At 66.2% G+C, this 24089-nt stretch carries 23 protein-coding genes; 7 read left to right on the top strand and 16 right to left on the bottom strand.

Translation table 11 applies throughout. The features are described from left to right. Window positions 1-26: 26 nt before the first annotated feature. Window positions 27-401 carry a cupin domain-containing protein gene (locus FBY28_RS22485; protein ID WP_141869444.1) on the top strand — a complete coding sequence of 125 codons (375 nt, stop codon included), beginning with the start codon at window positions 27-29 and terminating at the stop codon, window positions 399-401. A 129-nt stretch (window positions 402-530) separates the two neighbouring features. Next, entirely contained in the window at window positions 531-1766 is a 1236-nt protein-coding gene (locus FBY28_RS22480; RefSeq protein WP_216847899.1) for an SfnB family sulfur acquisition oxidoreductase, read from the top strand. Window positions 1767-1785: 19 nt separating this feature from the next. On the opposite strand, the gene sepIVA is transcribed toward FBY28_RS22480, so the two are convergent. The 7 genes from sepIVA to FBY28_RS22445 form a co-directional block, all read right to left on the bottom strand. Continuing rightward, entirely contained in the window at window positions 1786-2523 is a 738-nt protein-coding gene (gene sepIVA / locus FBY28_RS22475) for a cell division protein SepIVA (protein WP_023985576.1), read from the bottom strand. Window positions 2524-2612: 89 nt separating this feature from the next. Beyond that, window positions 2613-3089, bottom strand: coding sequence for a pantetheine-phosphate adenylyltransferase (gene coaD / locus FBY28_RS22470; RefSeq protein ID WP_141869443.1), 477 nt, complete (start codon window positions 3087-3089; stop codon window positions 2613-2615). 11 nt (window positions 3090-3100) lie between these two features. Beyond that, window positions 3101-3640, bottom strand: coding sequence for a 16S rRNA (guanine(966)-N(2))-methyltransferase RsmD (gene rsmD / locus FBY28_RS22465; RefSeq protein WP_353618559.1), 540 nt, complete (start codon window positions 3638-3640; stop codon window positions 3101-3103). An 8-nt stretch (window positions 3641-3648) separates the two neighbouring features. Continuing rightward, complete coding sequence (locus FBY28_RS22460) at window positions 3649-7077, bottom strand: pyruvate carboxylase (RefSeq protein ID WP_141869441.1); 3429 nt, start codon at window positions 7075-7077, stop codon at window positions 3649-3651. A 170-nt stretch (window positions 7078-7247) separates the two neighbouring features. Continuing rightward, the gene (locus FBY28_RS22455) at window positions 7248-7865 is read right to left on the bottom strand and encodes a vitamin K epoxide reductase family protein (protein WP_141869440.1); all 618 of its coding nucleotides are present in this window, start codon (window positions 7863-7865) and stop codon (window positions 7248-7250) included. Then, window positions 7862-8602, bottom strand: a complete 741-nt coding sequence (locus tag FBY28_RS22450; protein WP_030135695.1) for a DsbA family protein — start codon at window positions 8600-8602, stop codon at window positions 7862-7864. The genes FBY28_RS22455 and FBY28_RS22450 overlap by 4 nt, the downstream gene beginning before the upstream one ends. A gap of 10 nt (window positions 8603-8612) precedes the next feature. Next, the gene (locus FBY28_RS22445) at window positions 8613-9695 is read right to left on the bottom strand and encodes an alpha/beta hydrolase (RefSeq protein WP_141869439.1); all 1083 of its coding nucleotides are present in this window, start codon (window positions 9693-9695) and stop codon (window positions 8613-8615) included. Between FBY28_RS22445 and FBY28_RS22440 the strand changes: the two genes are divergently transcribed. Beyond that, a complete protein-coding gene (locus FBY28_RS22440) occupies window positions 9694-10533 on the top strand; it encodes an aldo/keto reductase (protein ID WP_141869438.1) in 840 nt (279 codons plus the stop codon). The two genes, FBY28_RS22445 and FBY28_RS22440, sit on opposite strands and share 2 nt — an antisense overlap. Before the next feature lie 79 nt (window positions 10534-10612). Next, window positions 10613-11380 carry an aldo/keto reductase gene (locus FBY28_RS22435; protein WP_353618545.1) on the top strand — a complete coding sequence of 256 codons (768 nt, stop codon included), beginning with the start codon at window positions 10613-10615 and terminating at the stop codon, window positions 11378-11380. 59 nt (window positions 11381-11439) lie between these two features. On the opposite strand, the gene FBY28_RS22430 is transcribed toward FBY28_RS22435, so the two are convergent. Both FBY28_RS22430 and FBY28_RS22425 read right to left on the bottom strand, forming a co-directional pair. Beyond that, the gene (locus FBY28_RS22430) at window positions 11440-12582 is read right to left on the bottom strand and encodes a hypothetical protein (RefSeq protein WP_141869436.1); all 1143 of its coding nucleotides are present in this window, start codon (window positions 12580-12582) and stop codon (window positions 11440-11442) included. Further along, window positions 12575-13501: a metal-dependent hydrolase gene (locus FBY28_RS22425; RefSeq protein ID WP_141869435.1), complete on the bottom strand. Its 927-nt coding sequence runs from the start codon at window positions 13499-13501 to the stop codon at window positions 12575-12577. The genes FBY28_RS22430 and FBY28_RS22425 overlap by 8 nt, the downstream gene beginning before the upstream one ends. Window positions 13502-13593: 92 nt before the next feature. Between FBY28_RS22425 and FBY28_RS22420 the strand changes: the two genes are divergently transcribed. Both FBY28_RS22420 and FBY28_RS22415 read left to right on the top strand, forming a co-directional pair. Beyond that, window positions 13594-14208 carry a TetR/AcrR family transcriptional regulator gene (locus tag FBY28_RS22420; protein WP_141869434.1) on the top strand — a complete coding sequence of 205 codons (615 nt, stop codon included), beginning with the start codon at window positions 13594-13596 and terminating at the stop codon, window positions 14206-14208. A gap of 29 nt (window positions 14209-14237) precedes the next feature. Then, window positions 14238-15812: a serine/threonine-protein kinase gene (locus FBY28_RS22415; protein ID WP_141869433.1), complete on the top strand. Its 1575-nt coding sequence runs from the start codon at window positions 14238-14240 to the stop codon at window positions 15810-15812. A 3-nt stretch (window positions 15813-15815) separates the two neighbouring features. Here FBY28_RS22415 and FBY28_RS22410 read toward each other — a convergent pair whose 3' ends face one another. Then, entirely contained in the window at window positions 15816-16658 is an 843-nt protein-coding gene (locus FBY28_RS22410) for a serine hydrolase (protein WP_216847898.1), read from the bottom strand. Next, on the bottom strand, window positions 16651-17310 hold the full coding sequence (locus tag FBY28_RS22405) for a DsbA family protein (RefSeq protein WP_141869432.1): 660 nt from the start codon (window positions 17308-17310) through the stop codon (window positions 16651-16653). Before FBY28_RS22405 ends, FBY28_RS22410 begins: the two co-directional genes overlap by 8 nt. Window positions 17311-17453: 143 nt before the next feature. On the opposite strand from FBY28_RS22405, the gene FBY28_RS22400 reads away from it, so the two are divergent. Continuing rightward, window positions 17454-18638, top strand: coding sequence for a L,D-transpeptidase (locus FBY28_RS22400; RefSeq protein WP_286178374.1), 1185 nt, complete (start codon window positions 17454-17456; stop codon window positions 18636-18638). Here FBY28_RS22400 and FBY28_RS22395 read toward each other — a convergent pair whose 3' ends face one another. From FBY28_RS22395 to recG, 5 genes are all read right to left on the bottom strand, one after another. Next, window positions 18639-19553 (bottom strand): M56 family metallopeptidase, encoded by a 915-nt coding sequence (locus FBY28_RS22395; RefSeq protein WP_141869430.1) that lies wholly within the window; start codon window positions 19551-19553, stop codon window positions 18639-18641. Beyond that, window positions 19550-19921 (bottom strand): BlaI/MecI/CopY family transcriptional regulator, encoded by a 372-nt coding sequence (locus tag FBY28_RS22390; protein WP_019513535.1) that lies wholly within the window; start codon window positions 19919-19921, stop codon window positions 19550-19552. The genes FBY28_RS22395 and FBY28_RS22390 overlap by 4 nt, the downstream gene beginning before the upstream one ends. Before the next feature lie 139 nt (window positions 19922-20060). Next, entirely contained in the window at window positions 20061-20789 is a 729-nt protein-coding gene (locus FBY28_RS22385) for a TMEM165/GDT1 family protein (protein WP_141869429.1), read from the bottom strand. A gap of 369 nt (window positions 20790-21158) precedes the next feature. Continuing rightward, entirely contained in the window at window positions 21159-21863 is a 705-nt protein-coding gene (locus FBY28_RS22380; protein ID WP_141869428.1) for an HNH endonuclease family protein, read from the bottom strand. Then, a complete protein-coding gene (gene recG, locus FBY28_RS22375) occupies window positions 21860-24088 on the bottom strand; it encodes an ATP-dependent DNA helicase RecG (protein ID WP_141869427.1) in 2229 nt (742 codons plus the stop codon). The genes FBY28_RS22380 and recG overlap by 4 nt, the downstream gene beginning before the upstream one ends. Window position 24089: the final 1 nt, after the last annotated feature.

Raw genomic sequence — 24089 nt, 5'->3', positions numbered from 1 at the left:
ATGAGAGAAATCACGATGGAGGTCCAGTGACGAGCACCGCCCCACCCATCTTCCAGGTGACGTCCGGTTTCTGGCAGACACTTCCGCAGATGCCGGACGAGCAGTACCCCGGGACCGAAGGATTCATCGACGACGTCTACGCCAATCCCGATGGCGTGCCGATGTGTTCGGGATACTTCGAGCTACGCAATACCGATGCGCCACTGGACTATTACTACGCCTACGACGAGATGAAGGTTGTCCTGGAGGGTGAATTCCGACTGGAGAACCCGGATACCGGGCAGGTGCAGACCGCCGGACCCAAGGACGCCATCTTCTTTCCCAAGGGCTCGCGGATACTGTTCTCCACCCCGGATCGCGCCCTGGCCTTCTACGTCGGCTACCGGTCTTTCGCACCCTGATCACGTTGCCGGACAGCATGATCGAACGCTCTCGGGAGGTCGACGAAAGCCCCGCTCGCTTCCTGCAACGCTGAAATCCGGCTGAGCCGAACGGGTGCGCCGGAACGCTGCGGCGGGCACGATCCTGAGGTGACTCCACGTCTTCACTCGATCATCGGCGCACCGGCCACCCGCATCACCGACCCGGCCGATGCGCTGACCGTGGCCGCCGAACTGTCCGCGTCGTTCGCCGAGGGTGCCGCGGCCCGGGACGCTCACCGGGAGCTGCCGCACGCTCAGGTGCAGGCCCTCAAGGACTCCGGCTTGTTGTCGTTGTCGGTACCCGCCGAGTACGGCGGGATCGCCGCCTCGGCCACGGTGCTCGCCGAGGTGTTCCGGCTGCTGGCCCACGGCGACCCGTCGTTGGCCCAGATCCCGCACTCGCACTTCACCTTCCTCGAGGCGTTGCGCTTGCAGGGCAGCGACGCCCAGCGTGCGTTCTTCTACGAGAAGGTGCTCGGTGGAGCCCTTTTCGCCAATGCCCAGTCCGAAAAGGGTCCACATCCGATCGACGTGGACGCGACCACCCTGATCCGCGATGGCGACGACTATGTGCTCCGTGGCCGTAAGTACTACTCGACCGGCGCCTTGTTCGCCGATTGGGTGATCGTGCGGGCATCACTGCCCGACGGTCCCGGCCAGACGCCCACCTCGTCCACACCGAAGGCGTTGGCCTTCATCGCCGCCGACACCGATGGTTTGCAGGTCGTCGACGACTGGGATGGGATGGGCCAGCGCACCACCGCATCGGGCACCGTCACCCTCGACGAGGTGCGGGTCCCGGCATCGCAGGTGGTGGCGTTCACCCCGATTTTCTCCCGGCCCACCACCTATGGTGCGCGCGCGCAGTTGCTGCACGCCGCGCTCGATGTCGGCATCGCCACCGCAGCCCTCGCCGAGGGCGTTCGGCAAGCCGCCAAGGCCCGACCGCATTTCGAGGCCGGCGTCGACAGCGCCGCCGATGATCCGACGGTTGTACAGATCGCCGGTGAATTGGCGGTGACGGTGCGTGGCGCTCAGGCGCTGCTGGTCGAGGCCGCTCGTGCGGTGGATGCGACGGCTACCGCTCTCGACGAGGACAGCTGCGCGGCGGCCTCGGTAGCGGTCGCGATCGCGAAGGTGGCAGCGACCCGGGCCTCACTCGACGCGTCGAGCACGCTGTTCGAACTCGGCGGGACCCGCAGCGCGTCCGGTACGGCCAACCTGGCCCGATACTGGCGCGATGCGCGTACCCATACCCTGCACGATGCGACCCGTTGGAAGGTCCAGCACATCGGCCGCTACACCCTGTCGGGCACCAAGCCACCCCGGCACGGGCAGCTCTGACGCACCCGTCGGCGGGCGGCTACCGCGTCGCGTAGTCGTGGGTGCCGGCGGCGGTACGCAGCTGATGGCGGCCGCGGCTCACCGAGCGCAGGGTGCCGTTGAGGTAGTCCTCGAACTCGGCAAGCTTGCTGTCGACGTATATATCGCATTCGCCGCGCAGCCGGTCGGCCTCGGCGTGTGCGGTGTCGACAAGTCGGGTCGCCTCGGCGGTCGCGGTCTGCACGATCTCGGTCTGCGACACCAGGCGCTGCTGCTCCTTGATGCCCTCTTGCACGGCCTTCTCGTAAGACAGGTTGCCGTTCTCGATCAGGCGGTCGGCCTCGGACTTGGCGCGGCCGGTGGTGGCCTCGTATTCGCGTTTGGCGGTCGCGGCGATGCGCACGGCCTCCTCGCGCGCCTCGCCGACCATCCGCTCGCTGTGCGCACGTGCCTCGGCGACCATCCGGTCGGCCTGGGCCTTGGCGTCGGCCAGCAGTCGGTCGGCCTCACCGCGGGCGTGGTTGACCAGCGAGTCTGCCTCGGCCGTCGCGGTGGCGACCATCGACTGGGAGTGCTCGCGGGCCTCGTTGAGCATCCCGTCGCGGGCGTCGAGCACATCCTGGGCGTCATCGAGCTCGCCGGGGATCGCGTCCTTGATGTCGTCGAGCAGTTCCAGCACGTCGCCGCGCGGCACCATGCACCCGGCCGTCATCGGCACACCACGCGCTTCTTCGACGATCGCGCTCAGCTCGTCAAGGGCCTCAAAAACTCGGTACACGGCAGCACCCTCCAGGCGTCGTTGTTAGTGACCAGTGTGCCTGGTGTTACTCGTGTGACTCGGCTTTGCGGCCGGTGTGTCGCGGAACGCTACTTCTTCAGCTTGTCCCGCAGCCGTACGTTGACCGGTTCGGGCAACAGGTCGCTGACGTCACCACCGAGCGCGGCGACCTCCTTGGCCAGCGAGGACGACACGAAGGCATACGCGGGAGTGGTCGCGACGAAGAACGTGTCGACCCCGGCGACGTGCTTGTTCATCTGCGCCATCTGCAACTCGTATTCGAAGTCGGTGCTCGAGCGCAGTCCCTTGACGATGGCCGTCAGCCCACGCTCCTTGACGAAATCGACCACCAATCCGGACCCGGATTCGACACGCAGGTTGGGCAGGTGCGTCGTGGACGCTTCGATCAGCTCGATGCGTTCGGCGGCGGTGAACATCCCCTTCTTGTTCGGGTTCACCAGCACCGCCACCACGACCTCGTCGAACTGGGCGGCCGCCCGTTCGAAGATGTCGACGTGGCCGAGGGTGACGGGGTCGAAGGATCCAGGACATACGGCGCCACTCATGACCCGAGACGCTACGCGATGACGCCGAACTCCAATCGGGTGTCTCCGTAGCGACGCTCGTCATCGGCTTCCCAATCGCTCGGCCAGGTCAGTGCCGCCGCACCGGAGGGCCGTTCGATCACCGCGACGGCACCTGCACGCACCCAGCCGTTGGCGCGCAGGGCGCGCAGCACCTTCTCGACGGCGGCGGTGCTCACCTCGTAGGGCGGGTCGGCGAACACCAGATCGACAGGCCGGCCGCTGGATTGGACGACCTTGTCCACCGGGGCGCGACGCACCACGGCCCCGTGGGCGCCGAGCGCGTCGATGTTCGCTTCGATCACCGCGGCGGCCCGCCGATCCGACTCGACGAACAGCGCCGAGGACGCACCGCGGGACAGCGCCTCCAGGCCCAGGGCTCCGGAACCGGCGTAGAGGTCCAGCACCCCGATACCGTCGAAATCCAGCCGAGCTGTGAGCACGCTGAACAACGATTCGCGCACCCGGTCGGTGGTCGGCCGAGTTCCACTGGCGGGCACCGAGATTCGGCGTCCGCCGTAGGCTCCGGCGATGATCCGGGTCAGTGCGAGCCCCCGGTCGCTTCACCCTTACCCGTCGAACCCACCACGACCAGGAGGTCGCCGCCCTCGACTTGGGCGGTGCCGGTGACGGCGATGCGGGTCACGGTGCCGGCCTTGGGTGCGGTGATGGCAGCTTCCATCTTCATGGCTTCGATGGTGGCGATGGTCTGTCCGGCCTGCACGGTGTCACCGGCGTCCACGCCGATGGTGACGACCCCGGCGAACGGGGCGGCGATGTGGTCGGGGTTGGTCTTGTCGGCCTTTTCGGCCGCGGCGACCTCGCTGGCGATGCTGCGGTCCCGGACCAGGGTGGGGCGCAGCTGGCCGTTGAGGATGGCCAGCACGGTGCGCATCCCGCGCTCGTCGGCCTCGGAGACAGCCTCCAGGCCGATCAGCAGTTCCACCCCCGGTTCGAGTTGCACACGGTGTTCCTCGCCCTGGCGCAGCCCGTAGAAGAACTGGTTGGCCGAGAGCATCGAGGTGTCGCCGTACTGGTCGCGGTGGGCCTGGAATTCCTTGGTGGGGCCGGGGAACAGCAACCGATTCAGCGTCTCCTGACGGGAACGCCCACCGACCGACAGCGCCGCCTCGTCCTCGGCGGAGAGCGGGGTTTCGGGTTTGGCGTCGGCGCGGCCCTGTAATGCCTTGCTGCGCAACGGTTCCGGCCAACCACCGGCCGGATCACCGAGCTCACCACGCAGGAACCCGATCACACTGTCGGGAATGTCATAGCGATCCGGATCGGCGGCGAACTCATCGGCATCAGCACCGGCACCCACCAACGCCAACGCCAGATCCCCCACCACCTTGCTCGACGGAGTCACCTTGACCAACCGGCCCAACACCCGATCCGCCCCGGCGTAGGCGTCCTCGATCTCCTCGAACCGATCTCCCAACCCCAACGCGACGGCCTGGGTCCGCAGATTGCTCAGCTGCCCACCGGGGATCTCATGGGTGTACACCCGCCCCGTCGGCGCCGGCAGACCGGCCTCAAACGGGCTGTAGACCTTGCGCAACGCCTCCCAGTACGGCTCCAGATCACACACCGCCGTGAGGTCCAGACCCGTATCGCGGTCGGTATGCGCGGTGGCGGCCACGATCGCCGACAGTGCGGGCTGGCTCGTGGTGCCCGCCAACGGCGCCGAGGCCCCATCCACCGCCGAAGCGCCCGCGGTCCAGGCCGCCAGATAGGTCGCCAACTGCCCACCGGGAGTGTCATGGGTGTGCACATGCACCGGCAGATCGAACCGCTCGGTCAGCGCACCCACGAGCTTCGTGGCGGCCTGCGGGCGCAACAACCCGGCCATGTCCTTGATCGCCAACACATGCGCCCCGGCCGCCACGATCTGCTCGGCCAAGCGCAAGTAGTAATCCAGGGTGTAGAGGTCCTCGGCAGGGTTGCTGAGGTCCCCGGTGTAGGACATCGCCACCTCGGCCACCGCCGACCCGGTCGCGCGCACCGCATCGATGGCCGGGCGCATCGAGTCCACATTGTTCAACGCATCGAAAATCCGGAAAATATCGACACCGGTCGCGGTCGCCTCATCGACAAAGGCCTCGGTGACCAGCTCCGGATACGGGGTGTAGCCCACGGTGTTACGCCCGCGCAGCAGCATCTGCAAACAGATGTTGGGCATCGCCTCCCGCAACGCGGCAAGGCGCTCCCACGGGTCTTCCTTCAGAAAGCGCAGCGCCACATCATAAGTCGCGCCACCCCAACACTCCACCGACAACAACTGCGGGGTCAACCGGGCCACATACGGCGCCACCAACAACAACCCGTTGGAGCGCACCCGGGTCGCCAACAACGACTGATGCGCATCGCGGAACGTCGTATCGGTCACCCCGAGGGCCGGGGAATCCTTGAGCCACTGCGCAAATCCCTGCGGCCCGAGCTCCACCAACTTCTGCTTGGACCCCGCAGGCGGGGCCACCGACAGGTCGCACGGGGGCAGCTTGTCGGCGGCATACACCGGTGACGGGCGCGCCCCGTTGGGCTTGTTCACCGTCACATCGGCCAGATAGTTCAGGATCTTGGTGCCACGATCGGCCGGGGTGTGCGAGGTCAACAGCTGCGGGCGCTCATCGATGAACGATGTCGTCACCCGGCCCGCCCGGAAATCCGGATCATCGATCACCGCGAGCAGGAACGGGATGTTGGTGGTCACACCGCGGATCCGGAACTCCGCCAACGCACGACGCGCCCGCGCGGCGGCCATACCGAAATCCCGACCGCGACAGGTCAACTTCACCAACATCGAATCGAAATGCGCGCTGATCTCCGCACCGGTGTGCGTGCCACCATCCAACCGGATACCCGCACCACCCGGAGAGCGGTAGGCCGTGATACGCCCGGTATCGGGACGAAACCCGTTGGCCGGATCCTCAGTGGTGATGCGGCACTGCAACGAGAAGCCGCGCGCACCCGCATCCAGAATCTTGTCCTGACTCAACCCCAGATCGGCCAGGGTCTCCCCCGCAGCGATCCGCAACTGCGAGGACACCAAATCCACATCGGTGATCTCCTCGGTCACCGTGTGCTCCACCTGAATCCGCGGATTGCACTCGATGAACACATGATGACCGCGCTCGTCGAGCAGAAACTCGATGGTCCCCGCACAGAAGTAATCGATGTGCCGTGCCAATGCCACCGCATCGGCACAGATCTTCTCCCGCACCGCCGGATCCAGATTCGGGGCCGGGGCCAACTCGATGACCTTCTGATGGCGACGCTGCAAACTGCAGTCCCGCTCGAACAGATGGATCACATTGCCATCACCATCGGCGAGGATCTGCACCTCGATATGGCGCGGGTTGATCACCGCCTGCTCCAGATAGACCCGACCGTCCCCGAACGCCGACTCCGCCTCCCGCGACGCCGCCTCGATCGCCTCACGCAACCCCGACGACTCCTCGACGCGGCGCATCCCGCGACCACCACCACCGGAGACCGCCTTGACGAACAGCGGAAACGTCATCGAGGCCGCTGCAGCCAACAGATCCTCCACCGAATCCGAAGGCTCCGAGGACGCCAACACGGGCAGACCGGCCTCCCGCGCCGCCGCGATCGCCCGCGCCTTGTTGCCCGTCAACTCCAACACCTCGGCCGACGGGCCCACGAACGTGATCCCGGCCTCCACACACGCCCGCGCCAACTCCGGGTTCTCCGACATGAACCCATACCCCGGATACACCGCATCCGCACCGGCATGCTTGGCCACCCGGATGATCTCCGGCACCGACAGATACGCCCGGACCGGATGCCCCTCATCCCCGATCTGATACGACTCATCAGCCTTCAGCCGATGCAACGAATTGCGATCCTCGAACGGGTACACCGCAACGGTGGCGATGTTCATCTCGGTTGCTGCACGGAACGCGCGGATGGCGATCTCGCCGCGATTGGCCACCAAGAGTTTCGAAATCATCGAACTCTCACTCCTTCGTCTTCGGATCCCGGCGGCCCCGGACCGCACGAGTCGGTGGGGCGTCGGATACGGCGCGCTTGGCGACACCACAGACCGGCTGATGCGCAGGTATGAGGATACTGACCTGCGGATAGCTCACCGCGGGATATCCCCGGACTGTGAGTGGTCGGTTACAGAAGCGTCGACCAGTAGTTCCAGAAGCGGACCAGGATCAGCAGCACGACGGCGGTGAACCACAGCGCCACCAGCGACCATCGCCAGTCGTAGAGGATGCGGCCGGCACCGGTGGCGGTCTCGGCGCGCAGCGCGATGGACGCGACCATCACCAGCAACGGGATGGTGACCGCCCAGACGACCATGCAGTAGGGGCACAGTGCCCCGATCCGGTACAGGCTCTGGAAGATCAGCCAGTGCACGAATACGACACCGAGTGCGCTGCCGATCGTGAGGCCGACCCAGTACCAACGCGGCAGCGACACCCTGGCCACCGCCAGCACGCCGGTGACGAGCACGACGGTGAACGCGATGATGCCGATCAACGAGTTGGGGAAGCCGAAGACCGACGCCTGTGGGGTGACCATCACCGACCCGCAGGACAGCACCGGGTTCAGGCTGCACGACGGGACGTAGCTGGGGTCGATCAGGATCTCGATCTTCTCGATGGTCAGCGTGGCGGCGGCCGCCAGGCCGAGTACACCGGTGATCAGAACCCCGATGGCGCTGGATCGACGCACGCCGCTCGGTTCGACCGGAGTCTCGGCCGCGTCGAGGTCGGCGGTGGCGGTCACGATGCCGCGGCCAGACCCGGGACGTCGCCGACGATCTCCTTGATCTTGCCGACCAGCGCTTCGGGGGTGCTGTATTGGTAGTCCTCACCATTGATCCGCACGGTGGGTGTGGCGTTGATCTTGGTGGCGGCGGCCATGCCGCCTGCCATCTTGACGTAGCGCTCCTTGTCGATGCACTCGGGCACCTTGCCGGCGGCGCCGGCCTGCCGGGCGGTTTCGATCAGCTGTGCGTTGGTCGGGTACGAGCCGCCGACCTCCGAGGGCTGCTGGGCGTAGAGGGCGCCGTGGAAGCGGCGGAACGCCTCGACGGATTCGTCGGCGACGCAGTAGGCAGCGCCGCTGGCACGGGAGGAGTAGTTCTGGTTTCCGGCGCTGTCGAGGATGCCGACCATGTAGTAGTCGACGGCGATCACGCCCTTGTCGATGAGCTGGTTGATCGTCGAGCCGAAGGCCTTCTCGAATGCTCCGCAGTGCGGGCAGAGCGGATCCTCGTAGACCGACAGCACGACCTTGGGGTCGACGCCGTCGTCGTTGCGGACGACCTGGCTGGATTCGACGCGGACGGCCCGTGCTTCACCGGCCTCGGGGTTCGTCTCCCCGTTCAGCACGATCCACAGCACCAGTGCCACCGCGAACAGGACGACCACCGAGGTCAGCCCGATCTGGACGAGAAGGTTGCGCTTGCGGTCAGCGGCCTTCAAGTCGTAACTGGCCTGCTTCTTCGGTTTGTTCGCCACGGGATGCAGCCTACCGGCTCAGATGCGCCCGCAGCGCCGAGGTGAGGTCGACGACGGCGAGTTCACTGTCCCCGCCGAGGGGAAAGATATTGATGAACGCGTGCACCAGCGAGCCGTACTCGCGGTGATCGACCGGCACCCCCGCGGCGGTGAGCGCGCGGGCATAGGCCCTGCCCTCGTCACGCAGCGGGTCGAAACCGGCCGTCACCACCAGCGCGGGTGACAGGCCGGTCAGGTCGGCGGCGTGCAGTGGCGCCACCCGGGGGTCGTCGTGAGCCACGCCGGAACCGGCGACGTAATGGTGGTCGAACCAGTCGATATCGGCCTTGGTGAGGAAGAAACCGTCGGCGAACAGGGAGCGCGAGACCGTCTCCCCCACCGGATCGACCATCGGATAGATCAGCAGTTGCAGCGCGGGCATCCTGGTGCCGGTCGCGCGCGCGGTCTGGGTGACCACGGCGGCCAGGTTGCCACCGGCGCTGTCGCCACCGACGGCGATCCGTTCGGGGTCCGCGCCGAGTTCCGCGGCGTGTTCCAGCGCCCATTTGTAGGCGGCGTAACAGTCCTCGGCCGCGGCGGGCGCCTTGTGTTCGGGCGCCAGCCGATAGTCCACGGCAAGCACGTGCACGCCGGCATCGCGGCAGATGCGGCGGCAGAACCCGTCGTGGGTGGCCAGGCTGCCGACGACAAAACCGCCACCGTGAAGGAAAACCAGCAGCGGCGCGCCCGCCTCACCGCGGTAGTGCCGCAGCGTCAGCGGGCCCGCGGGTCCGGCGATCGAGAAGTCGTCGGTCGGCACCACGATGTCGGCCTTGAACGCAGCGGACGCCGCGTCGAGCTGGGCGCGTGCGACGGTCACGTCGTCGCAGGCCACGAGGCCGCCGATGCCTGACGCGCGTTGCGCGTTCAAGAGCAGCTGGAGGCTGGTGTCCAGGGTGTTGCCGTCGATGACGACGCTGCGCCGTCCCATCAGCAGTCTCTTGACGGGGTCCGGGATGCGCGCCAGTAGCGGTACCGACACCCGGCTCGCCACGGTTGCGGCCTTCAATCGCAGCGGGCTCGGGTTCGGCCGCGCTGGCAGACTCGTTTCCATGACTGCCCCCTCATATCCCACACGGTTGCTCAACGACGGACATTCCATCCCCGCGGTCGGGTTGGGAGTCTGGCAGACCCCGCCCGAGGACACCAGACTCGCGGTCGAGAGTGCACTGCGAACGGGTTATCGCCACATCGATACCGCCGCGGTCTATCAGAACGAAACCGAGGTCGGCGAAGGGCTGGTGTCCTCGGGGGTGCCCCGTGACGACATCTACCTGGTCACCAAGTTGTGGAACTCCGAACAGGGCTATGACAAGGCGTTGCGGGCATTCGATGCCAGCGCCCGACGACTCGGCGTGGACTATGTCGATCTCTACCTGATCCACTGGCCGCTGCCCGAGGTCAACCTGTATGTGGAGAGCTTCAAGGCGTTGTCCACGCTGCGTGACGACGGGCGGGCCCGCTCCATCGGCGTCAGTAACTTCCAGCCCGAGCATCTGCGCACGCTCATCGATGCCACCGGGATCGTGCCCGCGGTCAATCAGATCGAACTGCACCCCCGGCTCCCGCAGCAGGAGCTGCGCGAGCTTCACGCCGAGTTGGGGATCGCCACGGAGGCGTGGAGCCCGCTGGGCCAGGGTGGTCTGCTCAGCGAACCGACGGTCACCGCGATTGCCGAGGCACACAGCAAAACACCAGCCCAGGTGCTGATCAGATGGCATCTACAGCTGGGTAATATCGTCATCCCGAAGTCGGTGAACCCTGATCGGATAGCGAGTAACTTCGACGTGTTCGACTTCGAGTTGACCGAAAAGGACATCGCGTCCATCGGATCGCTCGATGACGGCACCCGATTGGGTCCCGACCCACGCACCTTCAACTTCACGGGATAGGTAGGACATGACATCGGCAGCAGCTGTGCCCAGTATCGGCTTGAACGACGAGAACACAATTCCGGTTCTCGGAATCGGGGTGGGCGAGCTGACTGACGATGAGGCCGAGCGCGCGGTGTCCGCGGCGCTGGAAATCGGTGTCCGGCTTATCGATACCGCCGCCGCCTACGGTAACGAGGCCGGCGTGGGTCGTGCCATCGCCGCATCGGGCATCCCGCGTGCCGAGATCTTCCTCACCACCAAGCTGGCGACCCAGGATCAGGGCTTCCAGGCCTCTCAGGACGCCGCCAAGGCCAGCCTGGACCGGCTCGGCGTCGATTACCTGGACCTGTATCTGATCCATTGGCCGGGTGGGGACTCCGGCAAGTATGTGGACAGCTGGGGCGGGTTGCTGCGGGTACGCGAGGACAAGTTGGCCACGTCCATCGGTGTCGCCAACTTCACACCGGAGGATCTGACCAACATCATCGACCTGTCCTATGTGGCACCCGCGGTCAATCAGATCGAACTGCACCCCCAGCTGGTGCAGACCGAACAGCGTGCCGCGCATGCCGAGCACAACATCGTGACCGAGGCCTACAGCCCGCTGGGGGTCGGCAAACTGCTGGACAACCCGACCGTCACCGCGGTGGCCGCGCAGTACGACAAGACCCCGGCGCAGGTGTTGATCCGGTGGAACCTGCAGTTGGGCAACGTGGTGATCCCGCGCTCGGCCAAGCCCGAGCGCATCGCGGAGAACTTCGACGTACTGGACTTCGAGTTGGCCGAGGAGCATCTCGCGGCGCTGACCGGACTCGATGACGGCACCCGGTACCGCCCGGATCCGGCCACCTACACCGGGACCTAGTCTCTTGCGATTTCGGTGAGGAAACGTGCGCTGTGCGCACGTTTCCTCACCGAAATCGCTTAGGCGACAGCCGCGGGCCGCTTCACCGGCCTGGCGGTCGAAACCGTCAGCGCGGCAGCGGCACTGAGGCCGGCGATGGCGAAGCACAACACGGTGTAGGCGAGGCTGCCCACCGGATCACCATTGCCGGTGACGCCGTCGACAGCCGAGAAGTACGCGGGCAGGGCGGTTGCCCACAACACCGCCATCACCGCCAGATACAGGACACCGTAACGAATCATCGGGGGATTCACGTAGCGCGCTTCGGTGGCAGAGGCCGCCGTGTTGCGCAATCGCTGCCACTGCTTGTAGAGCACCGGGACCGCGACGACGGTGATCACCAGCAACTCCAACGCGTACACGACACCCATCACGGTGACGTTCGTGAACGAGCCGATGACCGTCGCAGGCGCAGGCAGCAGCACCGTGCCGACCGAGGCGAGCAGGCCCACCACCACGGTGCGCCAGAGGATCTGGCCGGCGCTGAAGCGCCGTCCGCGGTCGACGTATCTGCCGACGAAGAACTGGACACAGAATGCCAGCGACATCGGCCAGAGCGCGGCGAAGACCACCACACTGGGCAGCGGCACCGAGGCGAAGAACGGTTGGTTCATCGGGTGCTCCAGCGTCCATTCCCACCACCGCAGCTGCGGGCCCAGATGGTCGAAGATCTCGTAGAAGGCATGGTGGACAAAGCCGACGCATACCGCACCGACCAGCGTGCCGTAGCGGCGGAAGACACCGAGGTTGCGCACGATCTCGAAGGCGATGGTGGCCATCAGCGGGTAGATCGCCACGATGTAGAGGGGCAGCCTGCCCCAGAGGAATTCGACCGTGAAGACGTTGTGCGCGAACATCGTGTCGATGTGTTCCTCGATGCCGAACGCGGCCGGGAAGTACAGCGGCGGTTCGATGATCAGCAGGTAGGCGATGGCGCCGAACCACAGCACGAGGTTGGTGGCGTCACCGTGGCGGCGCAGCCGGATCACCGCATACACCAACGCCAGCACGGCCCCGATGATGATCGTCAGCTCCAGAACCGGCAGCGTCCAGTTCTCCAGCGCCAGCGGGTTACGCACCGCGACCAGCCCGCCGGCCTCGGTGCAGCTGAACCCCAGCCGCTCGGCAAGCTGCTCGAAGGTCGGCCGACACAGCTCAGACATCGGCGGACACCTGCTGGTTCGTGTACCACTGTGTCACGTCGTATCCCTCGTCGTAGCGTCTGAACCATTCGTCGGCCAGCACCGGCAACTTCTCGTGGGTGGGATCATGGCCGGGAATCTGACTGCGGACGATACCCACCAGGGCAGCCAGCTGTTCGCGGAAACCCAGATGCGGGAACGGTGCTTGCAACGGCCCGTAGTCCGGTCGGCGACCGATGCGACTGAGCAGCGCGTTCTTTCGCCGTTCCAGGGCGAAGGTCGATACCGCATCGACCTTGCGCACCTCCAGCGGCAGATGCCGGTTGAACCCGTCGCACGCCATCCGCACCACGTCCATCACGTGTTTGAAGATCGACGGTGCCATGCGTGCGCGGTACCACGGGTCGCCAACCAGATCGTTGTAGATGATCAGCGCCGAACTGCGGTGCTCGACCTCTTCGACGAAATGCCACAGGAACAGGGAGGCCACCCGGTCGTCGCCGGGCGCGAACAGGGTGTCGTCATTGTCGAGCATCAACTTGAACACCGGGGTGAACGTGGCCTCCAGATCGGCGGTGTAGGCCAACCGGTACTTCAACGGCTTGTTCTCGACGAGATCGTCGAAGGCAGCGATGACCTGGTCGAGGGTTTCCTTGAGCGCCGGATACGCCTTGATCAGACCGCGCGCATGCTGGCGGTGCGCCATCGAGTGCTGGCCCTCTTGGCGCACGAACGCGTCGGCCTCGTCGGCGATCGGCGAGTTGGCAAGCAGCGGCTTCGCCTCGGCCATCGTGCTCACGATCATCTTCTCGAAGGCGATCGCCAAAAAGGAGACGGCATTGGCCATGGCCGAGAACGCGGGATTTGTCTCGTTCCAGAGAAACGGCACGTCGTAATCGGCGAAGGCGAAGCGCATCTTGCGCACCTGAAGATCGGTCATCAGCGCAAGCTATCACACGATCATACGTCTATTAGTCTAAATGTATGTTGACTTGTCCGTGCTAGCGTCGCCGTGCCGAGAGGAAGGTGCCGATGGCGCGCAGGCGCGGCTGGGGCGGCGATCCCCCGCACAGTGACGAGGAGGCCACTGCGCGGATTGTCACGACCGCCGTCGAACTGGTCAGCTCCACCGGCGCAGCAATCTCGTTGGCCGATGTCGCGAACTCACTGGGTGTCATCCGGCAGACCGTCTATCGCTACTTCCCCACCTCCGACGCGCTGATGCATGCGGTGGCCATGGCCTCGGTGGACGCCTTCCTCGATCGGCTCTCCACGGCCGTCGAAGGTATCCACGATCCGGCCGAGGCCATCACCGAGGGCACCGTGTTCACCCTCGACGAGGTAACCCGCACACCGCATCTGGGTATCCTGCTGTCGGAGTCCTATCCGCATGACCACAGCGGCGCGCTCACCTCCGCCGAGGCACGGGCCATCGGCATGCGGATGATCGATCGTTTCGATGTCGACTGGTCCGCACACGGTTACGACGAAACCAGCTTGGGTGAGCTCGTCGAGTTCACCCTGCGCACCATGCTGTCGTTCTTCGTCGCGCCCAACACCGACAGAACACCACAGGAACTTCGAAAGTTCTTGCGCCGCTGGCTCGGCGGTGCGGTCGCCGCCCAACAGTCGCAGAGCCCGCGCTGATCCACACCGCCGTCCTCTAGGGTTATCCCGTGCACGAAGGGACCCCGTTCGGTCGGTACCGCCTGGCGACCATGCTGGGCCGTGGCGGCATGGGCGAGGTGTGGCGCGCCTTTGACACCGCCATGAACAGATGGGTGGCGCTGAAGGTGCTACCGCCCAGCCTCGCCGACGACGACACCTACCAACGACGGTTCCGCCGCGAGGCCCAGGTGGCCGCGGGGCTGGACGAACCGCACATCGTCCCGATCCATGATTTCGGCGAGATCGACGGACGGCTGTACGTCACCATGCGCCTGATCGAGGGCAGGACCGTACAGCAACTGCTCGAGAGCGGACCGCTGCCGCCGCATCGGGCGGTCGGCATCACCGAACAAATCGCCGCGGCACTGCACGCCGCACATACCGTCGGGCTGGTGCACCGCGACGTCAAGCCGTCGAACATCCTGGTGACACCCGTCGATTTCGCGTACCTCATCGACTTCGGGATCGCCAGGGCCTCCGATGGCACAAAATTGACCAGTACCGGTTCGACGATCGGCACCCTGGCATACATGGCACCGGAGCGACTGTCGACCGACAGCTCGGACGCGCGTGCCGACATCTACGCACTGACATGCGTGCTGCACGAATGCCTTACCGGACGGCAACCATTTCCCGGTGACAGCGTCGAACGTCAGATCACGGGTCATCTCACGCTGCCACCACCCCGACCGTCGATGATGCAACCCGGGGTTCCGGTGCTGATGGATCAGGTCATCGCGACCGGGATGGCCAAGAATCCCGAACACCGCTATGCGACGACGGGCGACCTTGCCGCCGCTGCCCGCGCCGCGATCGCCGCGCCGCCCGCCGCCTATCGACCGACCGTGGCCGCCCACTGGCCACCACCACATCCCGCGCCGCAGCAGTCGTGGCCGGCCGCACCGGCGTGGCAACCGGTCGCTGCCGCGCGACCATGGTGGCGCGGACCGGCCGTCCTGGTCCCGGTCGCGCTGGTCGCCGCCGTCGTCATCGCAGCGACGACAGTCCTGCTGGCATCCCGGGGTGACACCATGTCGAACGCGGACCAGCAGGTGGGTTCCTCCGCCGCAACCGATCGCCGCACCACGCCGGCGAATACCGCTGCCCCACGGACTGTTCCACCCACGGCGACCTCGACCGCGGTAAGTGCCCCGGAACTCCAGAATGCCAAGGGGCTGGACGGACTGCTCCAGACGATTCGAGACAAGTTCGGTGACACCATGGGCTTCTCGCTGGTGGTGTACCCCGGCCACGCGGTCTACGACCGGCCCACCCCGACGAACGCAAACGCCAAGGACAGCTACACCTACCGCGGCGACGGCTGGAAGGAATGGGGCCCGACGATGTCGACCAGTGCCTTCGACATCCTGGTCGACCTCGGCCAGGTCAACACGGCCGCCGTCGCGGGTGTCCTCGGCAACGCTCCGCAGCACACCGGTGCGCCGGTCGGCTCGGACAGTTACCTGATCATCGAAGGCACCGAAGGCGGCGGCCTGGATCTGATCATCCACTCGACCGAGCCGGGCACCGGCTTCCTGAAGCTGAACCCGGACGGCAGTATCAAGCAGGTCTACCCGCCATAACAGCTACGGCGACAGCAGTATTCGCGCCAGATTCGTGGTGGTGTCGACGCCGTCGTCGTAGCCACCCTCGCCGCCGAGGGCGTTCATGATCGACAGCGTGTACCGCTGCTGCGGCCCGGCGAAGCCGACACTGTTGACCACCCAGCCGCCCTGCTCCTGGGACCAACCGTTCTTCGCTCCGGGTGCCATCGCCGGACCGGCGCCCCACACCCCCCACCGCTGGTCGTCCTCCACACGCTGCATCTCGGCCACGACCGCAGCGGAATTGGCAGCGCTGAGCCTGTCGAGGACGTAGTTCATCAGCGCGTCGAAATCGTCGGCCGTCCCCTTCTGGAATCCCCAGTACGGGTAGACGTCGCCGAACCCCGGCTGCGGCCGCACACCGGTCATGCCGTAACGGGGGAAGTTGGCGTTGAACACGTTTGCCGTTCCGCCGTACTCGGACCACAGCGCATCGGCGGCAGCATTGTCGGAGCTTCGCAACATCGCGACCATCTGCTCACGATCGTCGGCCGTCAGTCGCACTGTTCCCGATTGTTCTCGCGATAGCAGGTCGGCCACGATCGCCAGCTTGATCGTCGATGCCGTCCAGATGGGCGTGGCGGCGTTCGCGTTGCGGTACTTGGCCCCGGTGGCCCTGTCTCGCAGCACGAATCCCACCGTGCCGGGCCGGTTGGCCAGATAGTTTTCGGCGGCGACCAGACGCTCACGCAGGGCACACTGCGCATCCCCGGCCGGGCAGTCCGCCGCCGCCACGGCTCGTTCGGTCGACGCCATCACCAGCAGCAACAGCGTCACGATCACGACACGACGCAACGCGGAGACGGTGCGTGGCGCCCTAGTCAAGTGCACGCTCCAGCGCTTCGCGGAGATCTTCGGTCCGGTACACCGGAATCTGCTGCCCGTCGATGAAGAACGTCGGCGTGCCTTGCACACCCAGCGCAACACCGTCCTCGACATCCCGACGGACCCGTGCGGCGGTCTCGGGGTCGGCGTAGTCACTGTCGAATCGGGCCATGTCCAGGCCCACCTCCTCGGCGAAGCCGCGGAAGACGGCATCGGCAGGCGTACGACGCTCACCCCACTGCGACTGGGTCTCGTACATCATGCGATACATGGCCTCCAGTCGGCCCTGCCGTGCGGCGGCCTCGACCGCACGCGCGGCGCGTTCGGCGTTGACGTGGCCCGGCAGCGGGAAGTACCGCAACACGAATTCGACGCGATCGCCGTACTCGGTGCGCAACTGCTCGACGATCGGGTAGGCGGCCCGGCATCCCTCGCATTCGAAATCCAGGAACTCGACGAACGTCACCGTGGCATCGGGTGGATCGTCGAGGCGGTGACTGTCGGGGCGGACCACCTCCACCCCACCGGTGGCGGTCGGCAACTGTTCCGGCCCGCCGCCGGTGCGCAGCACCAACACGACGATGCCGATCGCGGCGACGATGATGACCACAGCAGCGGTCGACAACGTCCGGCCTATCGGGGTCTTCAGCACCGCGCCTCCCCCGCCGGCACCGGCGCACCCGCCGGACCTGCATCTACGTAGTAAGTCCGTAGGATGGTAACGCAAACCCAGACGAGCGGACGGGAACTAGAGCCATGGGACGAGTCCAGGCCACCGGGCGGCGACGCGGCGTCGTGAGCACGGTTGTCTGCCTGCTCACGCTCTGCGCCGTGTTCATCGGCATGACCGGATGCGGCAGCCGGCCGGCACCGGTGGCACAACCCGAGACAATCGCCGAAAAGGGCACGCCCTACGGCGATCTGCTGGTGCCCGAACTACGCATGTCGGTCACCGACGGCGCCATCGGCGTTCCGGTCGAGACACCGGTGACGGTGCGCGCGGAGGCCGGCGTGCTGGACAACGTGACCCTGGTCAACGAACAGGGCCGGGTCGTCAAGAGTGAGCTGAGCCCCGACGGGGTCAGCTGGCGTTCGGCAGAGCCGCTCGGCTACAACCGGCAATACACCCTGCATGCCGAGGCACTCGGCCTCGGCGGGCGCACCGGCACCACGGCGAAGTTCGAAACCCATTCCCCGCAGAACCTCACCATGCCCTATGTGATCCCCGGCAACGGTGAGGTGGTCGGGGTCGGACAGCCGGTCGCGGTCAGCTTCGACGAACCGATCCCCGATCGGTTGGCCGCCCAGAAAGCCATCACCGTTACCACGAACCCGCCTGTGGAGGGCGCGTTCTACTGGCTCAACTCCCGAGAGGTGCGCTGGCGCCCCGCCGAATACTGGCGGCCCGGTACCGAGGTCGAGGTTCAGGTGCGCACCTATGGTGTGGACCTCGGTGACGGGCTGTTCGGACAGGACAATGTCACCAGCCGATTCACCATCGGCGACGAGGTCATCGCCATCGCCGACGACAGCACCAAAACGCTGACCGTGCGGGTCAACGGCGCGGTGGCCAAGACGATCCCGATCTCCATGGGCAAGAACGCCACCCCCACCGACAACGGGGTGTACATCGTCGCCGAACGGCTGCCGTTCATGGTGATGGATTCCTCGACCTACGGCGTCCCGGTGAACTCACCGGACGGGTACCGCACGGAGGTCAACTGGGCCACGCGGATGTCCTACAGCGGGATCTTCGTCCATGCCGCGCCATGGTCGGTGGGCAGCCAGGGCTATGCCAATGTGAGCCACGGGTGCCTCAATGCCAGCACGGAGAACGCAAAGTGGTTCTACGACAACACCAAACGCGGCGATATCGTCGAGGTGGTCAACACGGTGGGGCCGACGCTGTCGGGCACCGACGGACTCGGTGACTGGAACATCCCCTGGTCGAAGTGGAAGGCAGGCAACGCCAATCTGTGATCAGTGCTGACACAGCAGATTGATCAGCACCGGCACACACACGGTCGCCCCGATGACCACACTCGTCAGGATCTGGTGGCAACCGGTGGCCAGCGGTCCGGCCGGATCGCGCAACCGGGCCACCCTGGTGTGTACCGCGCGGGCGCCGACGGACAACCCGCCGACCGGTGCGGGGCCGGCGAGTTTGACCATCCCGGCGATCACCGCCCCGCGACCGTGCCTGCGCGCCGCGGTGTCATCGGCGCACATCTCCAACAGTGCGGCAACCGCGCCCACGGCACGGGTGAACAGTGGGAGCCGAGAAAGACTGTGCGCCAGCGCCCGTAAGACCATCAGTAGGTGGTGGTGACGTCCCGCGAGATGCGCCTGCTCGTGGGCGAGCACAGCACCGAGCTGCGCCTCGTCCAGGGTGCGCACCGCGGCGCTGGTGAGCACGATGGCGTGCGGACGGCCGGCGACACAGTACGCCGCGGCGCGATCGGCGTCGATGACGAACACGTCCTGCCGATCGGTCGGCACGCCGATGATGCGGGCGGCCCGGGCATGTTCGGCGCTGCGTGCCCGAAAGCCTGCCACCGCGCGACCGACTTGGATCCCCACCATCGTCGAGATCACGACGCCGGCACCGATCAGCACGGCCAGACTCGCCGCCCCGGGCGTCAGCGACCGCTCCGGGACACCGATCATCTCCAGGCACAACACGATCGTCGCCGACCCGGGCAGTCCGCTGACGGCGGCGCTCACGATCACCAGCACCGAGACCGACCACGCCAGCACCACCACCGCGATGGCGGTGAGCCAGGCGGCCACACCCAGACGCGGATTGAGTCCCGCGCCCGTCAGCTTGTGCAGCAGCGCGGGCGCCGCCCAGATCATCACCGCGCCGTAGGCCAGCAGATACGCCGCGATCGTCATCGCTGCCGCTTCGGTGCGTGTCGCAGCGCGGCCCGGAGTTTCGCCGATTCCTCAGCCGACATCTGGTCGACGAAGAATGCCAGCACCGCCTCGGCATCGCCGCCCGAGTCGAAGGCCGCGCGCATCAGTTGTGCCGACCGCTCCTCACGCGTCATGGTCGGCCAGTATCGGTACGCCTTGCCCTCGCGGTCCCGCCGGACCCACCCCTTGCGGTAGAGGTTGTCCATCGTGGACAGCACCGTCGTGTAGGCGATCTGGCGAGCATCGGCGAGCTGTTCGAAGATGTCGCGGACGGTGGCGCCGTCAGCGGACGCCCAGACGCGGTCCATGACCGTCGCTTCGAGATCACCCAGACCGCGCTGCTGCATACTCACCTCATCCCGACTCACCCAGATGGCCGCTTCGGTCCAATCTATCCGGGTGTGCGGGCGGATTCACCTGCGGTGGCCACCGGCACCCGTCGATGTGCGACCGCCTCGGATGGTGGATGGATGCGCTATCCGAGCGTCAGCGCGGACTGGCGGCCGTCTCGTCCTGGTCGCGGACGGGTTCGACCGGACGACGCAGCACCGCGGGCCGCAGCCGATCCGGCAAGGCGCGCAGCGCGAGAACGGTGGCGACCAGGATCGCTGCAGTGCCGCCGGCGACGAGAACCACCGACGCCGCCGGGAAGGCGTTCTCCAACACCATGTAGGAACCGAACACCAGGAACAGGGCTGCGGCGCCGATCTGGATGATCCGCTCCGGCAGGTGCTTACCCAACACCGCGCCGACGATGATCGCCAACCCGTCGGCGACCACCATTCCCAGCGTCGACCCGATCCACACGCCCGCCCAGTTGTTGTCCGCGGCCAGGGTGATCGTCGCCAGCATCGTCTTGTCACCGAGTTCGGCGAGGAAGAATGCGGACGTCACCACGAAGAACGCGGGTGCGGTCGCCCGCTGCGCGACGCTGGCCTCCTCGTCACTGAGCTTGTCACCGCGCAGCGTCCAGGCACCGAAGAAGATGAACATCACACCCGCGATCAGCCCGAGCAGATGCCCGGGGAGTGCGGCACCGAGATAATGCCCGATCGCCACCGAAAGGACATGCACCACGGTGGTCGCCGCAGTGATCGCAGCAAGCACGACCCACCACCGGTATCGCAACGCGAACGTCATCGCGACCAGTTGGGTTTTGTCACCGAGCTCGGCGATGAAGATGACGGCAAAGCTGAGCACCAAGGCGGACAGCACGCGAACCTCCCAGATCACAGGCTGCCGTGGAGAAAAGTGCACTCCGGCCGGCAGCCACAAATGGCTTGATACGGCCGAAGGTCTCGTCCACCGACTGTCGTCGGTCCAGATGACCGGGACGTCCGGCCAACTGCCGGCAGGTCCAGTATGTCGATCACCCGATTGGGGGCTACTCCCCTTCGCTGCAGATGAGATTAGTCCAGGCCTCTGCGATACGCAACCCGGCGCTTTTCAAAGGCGTTCTACAACAACAACTTTGGATGCCCACGCAGATCGAATTCGGCCGACCGAACGTCGGTCGCGCGGTTCGCGACAATGTTTGTGGTGATGCCTGATGGCGTATTTCGGGCACCCGAAAACGGCGCGGGCTCAGCCGGTCGGACAGGTCCCCGCCGCCTCGCGCAACACGCGCGCCGAGGACGTATCGACGGGCAACCGGTAACCGCGCAGGACCTCGGCGAACTGCACCGCATACTGGCACCAGAACGCGCGGTTGGGCGGCATCCACGCCGCCGGTTCACTGTCACCCTTGTCCTGGTTGGCGCCTCCGGCCACCGCGATCAGATTGGCGGGGTCGTTGGCGAACCGCAGTCGCAGATCATCCGGCCAGTTCTTCGCACCGAGATCCCAGGCAAGCGCCAACGGCACGATGTGGTCGATCTGCACCGAGGCGCCGATCTGGTTGCCACGGACGAACGCGATGGTCTCGTTGGTGTACGGATCGACGAGCGTGCCGGTGGCCACCGCGGTCGGACAGCGCTTGATCGAGACATAGGACTTCTCGATCAGATCGCGATCGAGGATGTCGTTGCGGGTGTCGCAGCCGTTGCGCCCGCCCGGTGCGTCGTTGTCGTCATCCCAGGATTCGCCGAAGGCGGCGCGTCGGTAATCGTGTCCGCGCACCCGGGACGGAATCTCGGGGACGCCCGCCAGGATATCGGCGCCGACGGCCACCGTCGGCGTATCGGCCTCGGCGACGAATCGGGAGGATCCCGTGCCCGGTTCGGTGCTGACCTGCACGGCGACGAGCACGGTGAGCGCGACGCCCGCCGCGAGCAACGCGACCCGCTTCACGACTTGTCCAGATATTGAACGCGATCGGTGTCGGAAAACGGGGCCGCCAGCACCGTAAGGCCGCGCTGGTCGGGATTGTCCAGATACGCCTGCTCGCAGAAGCTACGGGCCTCCTGGATGATGTCGAGATGCTCGGCCAGCGAGAGGAAACGCAGCGTGGTCAGCCGGCCGGACTGGTTGTAACCCAGCACGTCACCTTCCTGACGCTCCTGCAGATCCAGATCGGCCAACGCGAAACCGTCGAGGGTTCCGGCGACCGCGCGCAGCCGCTCGCCGGCCTTGGAGCTTTCCGGCATCCGCGTCACCAGCAGACACAGGCTCGGGTGCTGACCGCGCCCGATACGACCGCGCAGCTGATGCAACTGGCTGATGCCGAACCGGTCGGCATCCATCACCACCATCATGGTCGAGTTGGGCACGTCGACGCCGACCTCGATCACCGTGGTGCACACCAGCACATCGATTTCGCCGGCGCGGAACGCCGACATCACCGCGTCCTTTTCCTCACCGGACAGTCGGCCGTGCATGAGTCCCAGCCGCAGCCCTGCCAGCGGGCCGCTGCGTAACCGGTCCAGCATCTGCAACACCGTGATCGGCGGCGGGCCATGCTCGTAGGCATTCTTCTTGTCGGGCTCCTCGTCGATGCGCGAGGCGACCACGTAGGCCTGGCGCCCGGCCGCGACCTCTTCGGTGATCCGCGCCCAAGCCCGGTCCAACCAGGCCGGTTTGTCCTTGGTGAAGATGACATTGCTGGTGATCGGTTGCCGGCCGCGCGGCAGTTCACGAAGTGTCGAGGTCTCCAGATCACCGAACACGGTGAGGGCGATGGTGCGTGGGATCGGGGTGGCCGTCATCACCAGCAGATGGGGAGTGATACCGCCGGTAGCCTTGGCGCGCAACCTGTCTCGCTGCTCGACACCGAAGCGGTGCTGTTCGTCGACAACCACCATGCCGAGCCGGGCGAACTCGACCGACTCCTGTATCAGGGCGTGGGTGCCGATCACGATCCCGGCCGTCCCCGATGCGATCTGGTCGCGGGCCTGCCGCTTCTGCTGCGCGGACATCGAGCCGGTGAGCAGCGCGATCCCGGTCGCCTCCTCGGCGGCGCCCAGTTCACCGGCCATGGCCAACGGGCCCAGAACATCACGGATGGATCGATAGTGCTGCGCGGCAAGAACTTCGGTGGGCGCCAGCAGTGCACACTGCATTCCCGCATCGACCATTTGCAGCATCGCCAGAACCGAGACGATGGTCTTACCCGATCCGACCTCGCCCTGCAGCATCCGGTTCATCGGCCGGGTCCCGGCAAGCTCGTCGGAGATGACGCCGAGCACCTCGCGCTGTCCACCGGTGAGCTCGAAGGGCAACTGCTTCCGCAGGGCGGCCAACAGTCCGTCTGCGCGGACCGGAGCCGAGGGTCCGGTCTCACCGAGTTCGCCGTAGCGCCGGGCCACCAGAGCCCATTGCAGGCCGACCGCCTCATCGTAGGTCAGCCGCTCGTGGGCGGCGGCACGTTCAGCCGCGTTCTCGGCGAGGTGCACGGCACGAAGCGCGGCATCCTCGGAGATCAGATCCCACCGGTCCAAGATCGATTCGGGTAACAGCTCTGGCACCGGATCCAGGACGGCCAGAACCTGTTTGATACAGGCGTAGATATCCCAGCTCTGCAGCTTCTTGGTGGCCGGATAGATCGGGAAGAAGTCCTTCTCGAACGCCGCCAGCACGTCATCGCCGGACTCTCCCGATGCCTCGGCGATCTTGGCGAACGATCGGGTGCCGATTGTCCGCCCGGTGGGCGAGTCGATGACCAGAAACGCCGGATGCGACAACTGCACGGTGTTGCGGAAATAGCCGATCTCCCCGGAGAGCATCACCCGGGTGCCCTCGACCAGATTGTTGATCAGATAGTCGGCGTTGAAGAAGGTCGCGGTGATCGGCGGATTCCGCTCACCGAGGGTGACCCGCAGCAGCTTGCGCTGCCGCTTGCCGTGTTGCGATTTCATCGGCCGGACATCGGTTTTGGTGATGGTGTCGACGAAGGTCACATGGGTGCCCTCCTCGAGCTCGATCTGCTCACCCTCCTCGCGGACGTTGATGCCGTCGCTGTATTTGCGGGGATAGTGCCGCAGCAGATCGTTGACGGTGCGTAACCCGAACGCCTCTTCCAGCGAGGTGGCGGCCTTGGTCCCGAGAACGTGGGACAACAGATCTGACAGAGCGACCACC

Origin of the sequence: Arthrobacter sp. SLBN-53, from assembly GCF_006715585.1 — a bacterium.
Classification (GTDB): Bacteria; Actinomycetota; Actinomycetes; order Mycobacteriales; family Mycobacteriaceae; genus Mycobacterium; species Mycobacterium neoaurum_A.
This window is presented reverse-complemented; position numbering and strand designations above follow the sequence as displayed.